This window comes from Candidatus Chlorohelix sp. (assembly GCF_037138995.1).
Taxonomy (GTDB): domain Bacteria; phylum Chloroflexota; class Chloroflexia; order Chloroheliales; family Chloroheliaceae; genus Chlorohelix.
Genome location: NZ_JBAXHI010000011.1, coordinates 48,248 through 60,888 on the forward strand (window position 1 = coordinate 48,248; position 12,641 = coordinate 60,888).

10 protein-coding genes, 2 tRNA genes and 1 other RNA gene are annotated in these 12,641 nt (G+C 45.1%); all 13 read right to left on the reverse strand.

The features are described 5' to 3' along the window. Positions 1-185: 185 nt before the first annotated feature. Positions 186-257 (reverse strand) — tRNA-His (locus tag WCK19_RS07355). A 4-nt stretch (positions 258-261) separates the two neighbouring features. After that, an RNA gene (gene rnpB / locus WCK19_RS07360) (RNase P RNA component class A) lies at positions 262-641 on the reverse strand. A gap of 18 nt (positions 642-659) precedes the next feature. Further along, positions 660-733: transfer RNA gene (locus WCK19_RS07365), tRNA-Gln, on the reverse strand. Between the two features lie 96 nt (positions 734-829). Continuing rightward, complete coding sequence (locus WCK19_RS07370; RefSeq protein WP_342396726.1) at positions 830-1,732, reverse strand: NAD(P)H-binding protein; 903 nt, start codon at positions 1,730-1,732, stop codon at positions 830-832. Positions 1,733-1,837: 105 nt separating this feature from the next. Further along, positions 1,838-2,380 (reverse strand): YceI family protein, encoded by a 543-nt coding sequence (locus WCK19_RS07375; RefSeq protein WP_342396727.1) that lies wholly within the window; start codon positions 2,378-2,380, stop codon positions 1,838-1,840. Between the two features lie 89 nt (positions 2,381-2,469). Further along, positions 2,470-3,336 (reverse strand): DUF2515 family protein, encoded by an 867-nt coding sequence (locus tag WCK19_RS07380; RefSeq protein WP_342396728.1) that lies wholly within the window; start codon positions 3,334-3,336, stop codon positions 2,470-2,472. Between the two features lie 225 nt (positions 3,337-3,561). Beyond that, complete coding sequence (locus tag WCK19_RS07385; protein WP_342396729.1) at positions 3,562-5,490, reverse strand: glycosyltransferase family 39 protein; 1,929 nt, start codon at positions 5,488-5,490, stop codon at positions 3,562-3,564. 162 nt (positions 5,491-5,652) lie between these two features. Next, positions 5,653-6,474 carry a ferric reductase-like transmembrane domain-containing protein gene (locus WCK19_RS07390; protein ID WP_342396730.1) on the reverse strand — a complete coding sequence of 274 codons (822 nt, stop codon included), beginning with the start codon at positions 6,472-6,474 and terminating at the stop codon, positions 5,653-5,655. A gap of 139 nt (positions 6,475-6,613) precedes the next feature. Further along, positions 6,614-7,447 (reverse strand): hypothetical protein, encoded by an 834-nt coding sequence (locus WCK19_RS07395; RefSeq protein WP_342396731.1) that lies wholly within the window; start codon positions 7,445-7,447, stop codon positions 6,614-6,616. A gap of 2 nt (positions 7,448-7,449) precedes the next feature. Beyond that, entirely contained in the window at positions 7,450-7,743 is a 294-nt protein-coding gene (locus tag WCK19_RS07400; RefSeq protein ID WP_342396732.1) for a hypothetical protein, read from the reverse strand. A 586-nt stretch (positions 7,744-8,329) separates the two neighbouring features. After that, positions 8,330-10,981: a pyruvate, phosphate dikinase gene (gene ppdK, locus WCK19_RS07405; RefSeq protein WP_342396733.1), complete on the reverse strand. Its 2,652-nt coding sequence runs from the start codon at positions 10,979-10,981 to the stop codon at positions 8,330-8,332. 152 nt (positions 10,982-11,133) lie between these two features. Then, positions 11,134-11,574, reverse strand: coding sequence for an Rrf2 family transcriptional regulator (locus WCK19_RS07410; protein WP_342396734.1), 441 nt, complete (start codon positions 11,572-11,574; stop codon positions 11,134-11,136). A gap of 12 nt (positions 11,575-11,586) precedes the next feature. Continuing rightward, positions 11,587-12,582 carry a cysteine synthase A gene (gene cysK, locus WCK19_RS07415; RefSeq protein ID WP_342396735.1) on the reverse strand — a complete coding sequence of 332 codons (996 nt, stop codon included), beginning with the start codon at positions 12,580-12,582 and terminating at the stop codon, positions 11,587-11,589. Positions 12,583-12,641: the final 59 nt, after the last annotated feature.

A 12,641-nucleotide genomic window follows, 5' to 3' on the forward strand; every position in this document is an offset into this window, starting at 1 on the left:
GTGTGTATAGGTAAATATTGGGTGAATATTACATTTAATTTGCATAATTAATACTTTACATCGAAAAAGTGTAATAACGGTGCATCCAACTGGGGGGGTTTTGAATATTAAGAGTTTTTCCATACATAAAAAAGCTCCTATACTTGAGTATAGAAGCTGATTTAGCCTTTTGTAATAAGCTAGAGGGTGGATGATGGGTTTCGAACCCACAACCCCTTGATCCACAATCAAGTGCTCTGCCATTGAGCTACACCCACCATAACGGGTAGAAAGAGAGTAAGCCGAGTTCTGTTTATGGCAGTCATCTATCTCGGTACTTTGCAGCACCGGTCGTGTCGTCGCCTTCACGACTGCTCTCGTCTTCTGGCTCCGGCGAGCAACCGTCTTTATCCGCCAACTCGGAGATTGCTACAGGGAGGATTGCCCTTTTCACCCCCTTGTTTGCACAAGGGTTTTCGTCTCTGTTGCTCTGCCTGCCGTTGCTCTTACTTTTCAGCAAGCTTAACGACCGACCCAATCTGGACTGTCAACGACCTCGTAAGGTCGCTTCTCGCGCTTAAACTTTCGTCTCCACACGACACCCCGCTCTTTGTAGCTCGGACTTTCCTCTGGTTTGCACCAGCGACTGCCCTTCTTCCTACCCGATACTCTCAAACAAATGGCTCGGGTGCAGGGACTCGAACCCCAACTGACAGATTCAAAGTCTGCTGTCCTACCATTAGACGACACCCGAACATTGCCTGTTCAAGCCAAACAATTATAGCCGATTGATACGCGAAATGCAATCTTTTGAAGCTGGTTTTTTTCATTGACTCTGACTTTGTTAAGTCTAAAATCGGATGCCGTGTTTTTCCAAATATGGAATCAGGGGAGAGGGCTTGAAGCCAAATTCATGCTCAATCACATTGGGGTCAGCAGCAACATTATCAAATGAGAACATTTCAACAAGAGCCGGAGTAAGCGGAGGGTTGGGTAAAATATTAAGAATAGTTGCGCCTATTCCTGCCGCCCATAGAGGTATAGAGATTTTTAGGCGCTTTTTCTTTATGGTAACAAGAATCAAATCAATCAATTCTTTATATGTATAATTTTCAACGCCTACCAACTCGATTGTTTTTCCGATTTTATCAGCCCGCTCTGAAGCTTCAACAGCCGCACGCACCACATCTCCTACATAAACGGGTTGGAAGCGCATTTTTGAGCCACCTATCATTGCCGCGATTGGCGCTTTTCTGATAATACGTGCCTGTGATTCAAAGAACTCAGAGCCAGCCCCAAATACAACCCCCGGTTGCAGAATTATCCACGGAATATTGCTCTGGCGAACGGCTTCCTCCATCTCCCAACGAGTACGCATATAACTTCCGGGTGCGCTTTTTACGGTACCGAGACCGTTGCACAGCACCACCCGTTTTACTCCTGCCTGCTCGGCGGCTTTGATAGAGTTATATGTGCCTTCCGCATTGATTCTCCAGTAGATATTTTCTTTATTCTTGATATTTGCGGTTATTGCCGCAAAATAAAATAGCGTGTCCACGCCTTTCATCGCATTAGTTAGGGATTCCCGCTCAAGTATATCGCCCCTCACCAGTTCCAGACCGGGCAACTGCTCTAGGTCGAGCAATTTGCTATTCTGGCGTACCAACGCCCTCACCTGCCCCGGATAGCGTTCCACTAATGCTTTTACCAATGCTCGCCCTATAAATCCGGTACTACCGATAACTAGCTTCATAAGCAATTCTTGCCAATACAATAAGTTTTTTTATTTATTATAGGTTGAAAGCAAAAAAATTGCGCGGTGTTTATACCAGCGCATAAAAAATATTCGTTACAGGGATTAGGCAGCGACAGTAACAGCACTCTCTTTTGCTGTATTGATAAGAAGTTCTATTTTGATTTGCTCTCCTACCGCTAAGCCACCCGCTTCGATAGCGGCATTCCATACCAAACCAAACTCCTTTCGGTTGATTTGAGCAATTGCGCGAAACGCTGAAAAATTCCCATCGAAAGCCCTACCGTTACGTCCGGCATAATCTACTTCAAAATTAACCTCTTTGGTTACAGTCTTAATAGTCAGGTTTCCGGTTAAGCGATATTTGTTATGCCCAATCGGCTTAATTCTTGTGCTTTTGAAGGTCATATAGGGATAATTCCTAATATCAAAGAAATCTTCAGACCGCAGATGTTTGTCTCGGCTTTTGTCATCGGTCTGGATGCTGCTAGTTTCCACTATAGCTTCAATTTTTGAGTGGGTAGGGTTTTCTTCATCCCAATCAACCATTCCGCTTACTCTGTGGAAACGACCTTTCAGCGTTGAGAACATCATGTGCTTTACGCCAAATCCGATTGTTGATTTTCCGCTATCTATATTCCAAATCATTAGAAATCCTCCAAATTCATAACAGGTACTAACTTTACAGATAAGGCACTAAAAGTGTTGTATGTAACAACACTATCTGTAAAGAATAATTACGCCATTATTTTACGTAGCAGCAACTCAACTTTTTTAGGGTACTTGGTTTCAAATGCCTTCCAATCAGGCATTATGAAGTCAGTACACCATTTCCAGCGGTCTTTAAGTTTTGCAAGGTTTGCATTAGGCACACAATCCTTGAAGCGTTTCTCAACCCCCGGAACAGGTGAAGTAATCAGAATACCGGTAAGGTTATGAGAAGCAGAAATCAATTCCCACAAATCCTCATTTCGTTTTCCGGCATAAAGGGCAGGATGTACAATATCCCATTGTTCGCGTTGCAAAATATCAATGTTAGCTTGCCAGATTAAATCTTGGTTTCCGGTTTTCTTGCCTTCGTCCAGAAGTCTCCAAGCTTTAATAGCTTTTTCAGGAAGGTCTCCCTGTAAATAAATCCGCTCTAGTTCTTCCAGTCCGGCATCGCGATAAGCCAGATGCTGCCAGTACATATCGGTAAAAATAAGTTTGTTACCTTCAGATACTGCCTTATAAAGATATTTGATTTCTGAGGAAATCAGATAAAAAGGCAGGGCAGTACCAAAACTAGCAATAAGTGTACCAAAAGAAGCTTTAGAGAGATTCCGCAATAATTCCATTTTTTCGCCCACATTGCGGGAGGCAAATGATGCTAGACCAGCCCATTTGAAGGTTGCAGGGTCGCTTAAGTACATTTCAGCATAAGCTTTATTTATAAGCTTATTTCTTGCCAACGGTATATCCAACGCCGGGCGATTTTTATAAGCTTTAGCTACTTTGCTATTAGCCAGTCTCACCCACTTCTGCTTATAGCGAGGCTCTTCCGACACGCTATTGCTTAATTCTATTCCTGTAATTTCTTGTTCTGCTAACATTGCGTTGGACATTTTCTTCACCCATAACTGAGAAATACTAAGCGCTAACCCTATATAGAAATTTATTTTATAGCAATCTATGAATAAAATTTATACAAATGCTATAACCTATGCTCTACAAGTATTGTACAGCATTTATAGCTTTATTCTGTACAGAATTAGAGAAGAATCCATAAGATAACTATAAGGAAAGTTAACATTGGGTGAATGTTATTGGGATTAATATATGTTAAATTATTAACTTGCTAAAGGGATACACTTGTAAAGCTGCATCTTTAGCAGTTGAGGAATAGTTTGCCACTGATTGGGAGGTATCGGTTGGCAATTATCGCTAATCCAATGGGTCAAGGCATTGGTGTAGCTTGTAGTAAATGGGTTTCCGGTAGCGGCGATTTCCTGTGAATATAAAGCCTGAGCTTGGCTTTCTTGCAAATTAGTAAAAGGAATAAGAAAAAATTTAACCTCTCCAGCCTTTACTCTTGTCACCAGCGATTGTAGGGTAAGTATGGCAGCATAGCCCGAATAGCCACCCATAGCCATTACCGCTTTGTCGGTGGCAAGCGCTATCGAACCGGCATCCTCTATCGAAGAAGTGGCAATGAAAAATCGCTCATTCGCCAAATTGGCTTTCAGATAATCAAGCAAAGATTGGTCAGGTTCAGGCACTATGAAATTACCCTGTTGAAGAGGATTAGGACCTGATAATGGGAATTCTCCGGCGTTATTGGGAGTAAGCGAAACACTCACCCACCATAAGGGAACTATCAAAAGCGTAACCAGAGTTGCCGCGCTTATAACTTTAAGATAGCTTTTAGCTAGGTTACGCAGTAGCAAAATTCGCATTGTACCAAGTAGTAAAACCCCTGCAACGCAAATAGCTATAAGCAAGGGTAGTTGCCAATTATTCCAATCAGGGAAACCAGTCATAATAATAATCTGCTCAAGCGCAGTTGCTCCAAATGCTATTAGCAGAAGCCACCCACGCCAAACAGGGCTTGCCATATCTCTCCACAAAGAAACTACGCCATAACCTACCATAGCGCAAGTCGCAGGCGCAAATACTGCCATATAATATTGGTTAAAGCGAAGTGCCACGCTGAAAAAAGACCCCGCCGTAATAAGCCAGCCACCCCATAAAAGCAAAGAATATTGGGGCTGTAACAAATAGCCGCGCTTTAAGCTCAATCGCAAATTACCCCAATCAGGTTTCCATAGCCCTGCCATTAAAGAAAGTAGGGCAAAGGGCAAAAACCAGCCAACCTGACTAGCCAGCGGTGATTGAAAAAGGCGAATCGGTCCGGGGTCGCCCTTATCATGTTTGATTACAGGGGGTTTACCGCCATAAGAAGGTTCTCCGAACAGGCGTTGAGTCCCGTTATAATTAAAGGTAAGATCAAATTCTGAATTTGTCAGGGTGGAATCAACATAAGGGCGTTGCGAAGAGGGCGTGAGGTCAACTGTAACAATCCAAGCCAGTGACACACATATAATGATAAGAAGCATCAAACCAAGATTCAGAAAGCGAATGCGCCAAGCCAATTGAACACCAAAAAGATAAGTAGCGATAAGGACAGGCACAACCAACCAAGTTTCCAGCCCCTTTATATTAAAGCCAATTCCAATAAACGCTCCGCCAACCAATAGCCAACTCAAGCTCTTTTGCTCAATTGAATGCAGGATTGCCCATGTTGCCAGCAATACGGTCAGAACTACCAGACTCTCAAGAATGTTCGAGCGGTTGGTGACCACATTAATCGGTGAAATAGCCAGCAGAACAGCCGCTATAAATCCCGCAAACGCCCCGCCAACTTTTCGCACCAAAAAATAGAGGATTGCAACTGATCCAACACCTGCCAACGCTTGCGGTAACATCAGGCTAAAGCCGTTAAAGCCGAAAAGCATGGCGCTAGAAGCCTGTAGCCATAAACCTAAGGGTGGTTTATCTACACTTATAAATCCGGCAGCATCAAATGACACATAGAAGAAATTTTTCCATGACACCAACATACTTTTAACTGCCGCTGCATAGTAGCTATTGCCAAACCCATTTTGGGAAAGAAACAGAAAATTCAAAAGAGCCGCCAGCAACAATACTGCCGTTAGAGCTAAAATTTCGCTGCGTGAGATTTTGGGTGTAGCTATAGTGCGGGTTTGAAGCAAAGTCATGTACTGATGCCCTCAAGCTGGGAAAATTGCTTATAGTATTAAAGAATACCATTCCGTTAGTAATTAAGCAAAAATGACTTTCCTATACTCTTATCAAATATATGCCCCTAGGCAAAAACCCAGGGGCAGTCATAAATATAGCAGGTAATAGAATTAAAATGCTTAGCTCACAGTTTGCTTCTTTAAACTTTGGAACCAGCTTTTGAAAATTCGAACTTCTAGCAGGATAAATACGGTCACGCCCGTAAATATATACATCTTGATTGCCCAATCGGCTTTGCTATCGGTTCCTGTTAATAAGCCATGTGCCAAGCTTCCAACAAAAACAGCAAAACTTAGATAATGAAGCATTCTCCAAGCTTTATAGCCAATTTTATCGGACATGTACACACTTATTACCACTGCCACGATTCCATAGAAGCTCAATGTGCCGATACCTGTCGGAAGTGGACGATAGGGACCAGTAAACGGAATAGTGCAATCTAACAGGCTGAATTTAAGGTAATTATCCAGCATCAAACCCACCACATGCATAATAAGAAATACTAACGTAATCAGCGAAAGCAGACGATGAAAGTAAATAAGGGCAGCGGAATGAATGAAGCGTGGTAGCAGACGCGAACTTGACAATAGACCAACCGCTACACTGGCATATAAGGTCAGATAGGCAATAATGCCACCAGCGCGTGCCATAATCCACGGGCTTTTTTCGGCAAAGCCTTCACCCAGAGATGCACCCATCTGAGAACTCAAAATGTCCTTCCAATGACGACCAAGCAAGTTAGAAATTGCATCACGATAAGTATTATTTGCAAGGGTTGTCCCGGCAAGGAACACTCCGAAGATAAGGGAGGCTACCATCAAATTGGTTAACACCATTTTACCAGTGCGAGTCATGGGTTTTTCAGCATGTGCAGGTATCGCCAATACCCTTCGTCGGTCTTTAAATAAATGATGGTCTAACATATTATGTTTTTCGCTCATACTGCCGTCTCCATTTCAAAATTTAGTAATCCACAATACTATTCCCCACCGTGAAGAGATAGAATACCGTGTCCGCTCAGAGAAACCCATTATAGAGATTGCTCCCCTCAATAAAGGGGGGAGCAATTACCAACCAATTCTAGGAAGGCTTAGTAGTAGGCGCAGGCTTCGGTGTTGCAGTTGGCGCAGGCTTCGGCGTTGCAGTTGGCGCAGGCTTCGGTGTTGCAGTTGGCGCGGGTACCGGTGTTGCGGTTGGCGCAGGCTTCGGTGTTGCAGTCGGCGCGGCTGGCGGTGGCGCACTAGTTGTCTGAACGGGAGGTGGCGGAGCGCTGGTTGTCTGAGCCGGTGGCGGCGCTGCCGTTGTTTGTTTCGGAGCAGGTACGCTGGTAGGCTGCTGAACAGGCGCTTGGTTACCATTGCTCGGCGGATTAACTGGCACGGAAGTTGTTCCACCTGAAGGCGGTACTACAACGCCTTTGGTAGTTACAGGCGGAGGTGCGCCAGCGGCTGGAGTGTTGGAACCACCCCCACCATTCGGGGTGTTACCGGGTACAGTCTGATCCTGTTTAGAAATCGGGTTTTGTCCCGGAATGGAGCTACCATCCGGCGAATTAGAGTCAGTAGTGGAATCGCCAGAAGTATCAGTAGTGTCACTCCCATCATCCGTTGTAGCATCGGTAGAAGTATCATCCACACCCGCTGCTCCAGAAATCACAGCCCCATCAGCGCCAACCGTAGCAATTTTGGTCTTGGGCTTGCTGCTGCTTTTCTGAGCAACGACCTGTTGCGTAGCCGCCTGACCAACCTTCATGGTGCGAGAGACATCGGAACCTATTTGGTAGCACAAGACCAGAAAAATTAAACCCACTATCATAAAGGTTGCGATATTTACCTTCATCAAGCCCGGAGATTTGCGAGCCGGTAGTTGATTGCGAGGAAGCTGATTCCTGAAATCAGTTCGTTCTTTAAGCATTATTATTTCTCCCTATCTTGTACACGAGCGCCTTCTGAAATACCAAGCGAAGCGTTGGTACCGGGCAAATTAATCATTGGTTGCGAAACTGTGTTATCCGACGCATTCCACTTGAAATCCTTCAAAGGTCTGAAAAGGCGCGGTTGCCCCAGACTATCACCACTAGAAGTCTGCACCTCCACTACAGCGGTTGAGGTGTCCTGTACCCTAACAGGAGCGTTTACGCCAATATTGAAAATCAATATCGCCAGTAGTCCCAGTATGATACCGGGGGAAATTTTCTTAGTTTCCTGCACGCTTCTTTTCTCCTCAAAAATTGATAATAATAAGCCAGACGCTATTAATAAAATTGCAGCGCCACAAAGGTTCAAAAACCTTATTATCGGAGGAATATAGTTATAATTGCGGGTAATAGTCTTCTACTAGCCCATTAAAGCAGATACAAGTTATACCGACAATAAATAGAGGGTGATCATCCACCAACAAAACGCTAATTTTTTCTTCTTTCAAATTAGTTTTTATGAACACGGCGGAGCCTCTCTATTAGAAAAAATCGTTTTAGTTTGGATATTATCCAGTTACTACTAATAACACCGCAAGAGGCAAAAAGTAGCGGGTAGAATTGCAGATTTTAATGAACTTTCGGTTAAGAGAATCGTCCATTTTTTTCATCATGCGAGCTTTATCGCGGTGGTTGAACCTGAGAAAGTGAAGAAAGCATAAATATAACGCTGATGTTTGTTTTTTTGTCTTTTCTTGTCACTTTTTAAACCCCCATAACTCTAATCAGAAAATAATCGGTACTCATCGCAAAACTCCTAAAGAAATTAAAAAAACCTCCGCCATCTGCTATTAGATGACGGAGGTGAGTAAAGCCTTAGATTATTTATCGCGCACAGTTTCACCAATCGCTGCTTGTGCCGCAGCCAAACGCGCAATCGGCACACGGAAAGGCGAGCAACTTACATAGTTGAGGTTAATCTGGTGACAGAACTCTACCGAGCTTGGTTCACCGCCATGCTCACCGCAGATACCGACCTTTAAATTAGGTCGAGTGCTGCGTCCGCGTTCCGTCCCAATCTTCAACAGTTGCCCTACGCCTTCACGGTCAAGCGCTTGGAAGGGGTCATCCTTCAGGATTTTGCGCTCTACGTAAAGCGGAAGGAACTTACCGCTGTCATCACGGCTCAAGCCGAAAGTGGTTTGAGTCAGGTCGTTGGTACCAAAGCTGAAGAACTCGGCTACTTCGGCAATTTTATCGGCTGTTAAAGCGGCTCTTGGCAATTCAATCATAGTACCGACTGAATATTCTAAGCCCGCCTCCTTAACGCCTTCTTCCAGTGCAACCCTTTCAACTATATCACGCTGTAGCTTAAGCTCGTTTACATCACTAACCAGCGGAATCATAATTTCAGGGTGAACATGTACCCCTTCCTTCTTTACCTCTAACGCAGCCCGGAAAATCGCACGCGCCTGCATTTCGGTAATTTCAGGATATTGGATGCCGAGACGACAACCACGGAAACCTAGCATTGGGTTAGACTCTTTTAGATACTCAATACGATTCTTGACCTTCTCAACGCTGATTCCCATCTCTTGCGCCAGTTCTACAATTTGTGCATCCTCATGAGGAAGGAACTCATGTAGCGGCGGGTCAAGGGTGCGAATGGTAACAGGGAAACCGTCCATCGCCTTGAAAATACCTACAAAGTCTTCCTTCTGATAGGGTAGAATCTTTTCAAGGGCTTTTTTGCGATCTTCTTGATTATCCGAAAGAATCATCTCGCGAATCGCCATAATGCGATTACCCTCGAAGAACATATGCTCGGTGCGGGTAAGACCAATACCCTGTGCGCCAAACTCACGCGCTTTGAGCGCATCTTGTGGCGTATCGGCATTGGCGCGTATCTGAAGTTTGCGGAACTTATCTGTCCATTCCATAAGTGTTGCAAAATCACCGCTCATTTCGGGAGCGATAGTTTTTACTCTACCAGCCAACACACGCCCTTCATTTGAGTCCACATCAAGGGTAATCCAGTCGCCTTTTTTTATCACCACATCAGTATCATCAATGCTAAAACCCGAGCCATCTTTGGCAAGATGAATTGAGCCTGCCCCTACGATACAGCACTTGCCCATGCCGCGTGCCACTACCGCTGCATGACTGGTTTTACCGCCAAAGGCAGTCAAAATACCGCGTGCCGCTACCATACCGCGAAGGTCTTCGGGCGAGGTTTCGCGACGTACCAAAATCACATCTTGCCCTGCATTACCAAGAGCCTCTGCTTCCTCAGCAGTAAAAACAACTTGCCCAACTGCCGCGCCGGGACTACCAGCTAACCCTTTGGTAATAAACGTGGCATGCACTCTAGCCGCAGGGTCAACACGTGGTAATAACAACTGGGTCAGATCGTCAGCAGGAACTCGTTGCAATGCGGTAGCTTCGTCAATTACCCCTTCGCGTACTAGATCAACCGCAATTTTCACAGCGGCAGGACCGGTGCGTTTACCGTTACGGGTTTGGAGCATGAAAAGTCTGCCCTTTTCAATGGTAAACTCCATATCCTGCACGTCTTTATAGTACGCTTCCAAGCGGTGAGCAATCTCACGGAACTGTTTGTAAACGCCGGGAAAGTTCGGGTCATGTTCCATGTCAGAAATGGGGTGGGGGGTACGAATACCAGCGACTACGTCCTCACCCTGTGCATTGGGCAAATACTCGCCGTACAGCACATTTTCACCGGTGGCAGGGTCGCGGGTAAAGGCTACACCAGTACCGCTATCGTCCCCCATGTTGCCGAATACCATCGTTTGCACGTTTACGGCAGTGCCAAGAGCATCGCTAATTTTGTTAACTTGGCGATAATAAATGGCGCGATCATTGTTCCAACTGGCGAATACGGCTTCGATTGCGCCTTTGAGTTGTTCCAGCGGTTCTTCAGGAAAAGGCGAACCAGTTTCCTTAAGCACAATCGCTTTAAACTCATCTTTTATAGCACGCAAATCTTCCGTAGTAAGGTCTGTATCTTTAGCTTTAGGACCAATCTTGTGCTTATGTGCATCCAGAACATGCTCAAAACTGTCCTTGTTGATATTCAACACCACGTTACCGTACATCTGCACGAAACGGCGGTAGGCATCGTAAGCAAAGCGCTCATTCCCGGTGCTGGCTATCAAACCTTGAATAGTGGTGTCATTTAAACCGAGATTGAGGATGGTATCCATCATACCCGGCATTGAGAATTTTGCGCCGCTCCGAACGGAAACCAGTAATGGATTAACTGCATCGCCAAATTGACGATCCATTTGTTGCTCTACAACCTCCAGAGCATCCATCGCCTGTTCCCACATTCCATCAGGGAACTTCTTGCCCTCATCATAATAAGCGTTACATACTTCGGTAGTTATGGTAAAGCCTGGGGGAACGGGCATTCCCGCAATTGTCATACCTGCAAGACCAGCGCCTTTGCCACCAAGCAGATCTTTCCAACTTGCATTGCCCTCTCTAAACAGGTAAATCCACTTCTTTGACATGCTAATTTTTCCTCCGATGCAGTTTTCTGCTAATTCGTCTTTAGTGCGTTGGACGCATTGTACTACTTTGGGTAATAGCTGGCAAGATTAGAATTAGCGGGGTTTAAACACAAAAACAGGGCGCATGTAATATGCGCCCTGCCACACAAAGGTTAAATATGATACATAACTTGTGCTTGTAGTGAGTGGTGACGTTCCATTAAAGCTTGTAAAGAGGTGGATTTGAGCGTGGCTATTATTTGCTGCTCTACCTCGTCCCAGATAGGATTGAGAATTTCGTCAACCTCCACCATGCTTTTTTCTCGCAAATCGTTAGAATATTCTACGGGCGAGAGAGAACCTTCTAGTTCGCTTAAAGCATCATAAAGGGTGATTTGATGAGGCGGACGCGCCAAAACATGCCCACCCTGAGGCCCGCGTAAGCTGTGAATTAGCCCGGCTTTACGCAAAACTATCAATAACTGGTTAAGGTAATCCTCCGCAACCTTTTGAGCTTCAGCGATCTCGCGGCTACGGCGGGGACGGCTGCCATAATGCATTGCCAAATCAAATAAAGCACGCAGACCGTATTCCCCTTTACTAGAAATCTTCATTTTACCCCCTGATTAAATCTGTAAAGCCTCACGAATATCGGCGAAGAGAATAGTGCTGAGATAACGTTCGCCAGTATCCGGTAATATTACCACAATATTTTTCCCGGCGTTTTCAGGTCGTTTTGAGAGTTGCAGAGCGACCCAAGCCGCAGCGCCACAGCTTATACCTACTAGCAACCCTTCTTTACGCATAATTTCTCTGGCAGTTTGAATAGCAGCATCATTGCTAACCTGCATAATCTCATCTATAAGGTCACGCGCCAGCACATCCGGCACAAATCCGGCGCCAATACCCTGTATCTTATGAGGTTTGTGAGTACCGCCACTTAATATAGGACTATCCACAGGCTCAACCGCTACTATTTTTACGCCGGGTTTGATTGATTTAATAACCTGCGCAATACCGGTAATTGTACCGCCAGTTCCTACGCCACCGACAATTATATCTACCTGACCGTCGGTATCATCCCAGATTTCAAGAGCGGTGGTATTGCGATGAATTTCAGGATTAGCAGGGTTCTTAAATTGCTGAGGCATCCAAGAGTTAGGAGTTTCCGCCAGCAGTTCTTCCGCCTTGCGGATAGCACCGGGCATACCCTGTGAACCGGGAGTAAGCACTAGGTCTGCGCCATACGCTTTCAACAACATACGACGCTCGATGCTCATTGTATCGGGCATACAAAGAACTAGCTTGTAGCCTTTTACTGCCGAAACCCAAGCAAGCGCAATACCGGTATTACCGCTGGTCGGTTCAATGATAATGGTATCCTGAGTAAGCACACCACGTCGTTCCGCGTCTTCTATCATACCAACCCCGATGCGGCATTTCACACAAAAACCGGGGTTAAAAGCCTCTAACTTGGCAAGCACATTTGCTACGCCATTTTCATTAACTTTATTCAAGCGTACAAGAGGGGTATTACCCATTAACTCTATAGCATTAGCAGCAATTTTGGGGCGATGTCGTCGCCGCTGCACAAGGTCATTACTTGCATCTACAAGGCTCATCTCTCACCTTTTCCTCATTACTAAAGAACTCTCGTTGCTCTCCATATAAATATTCTATA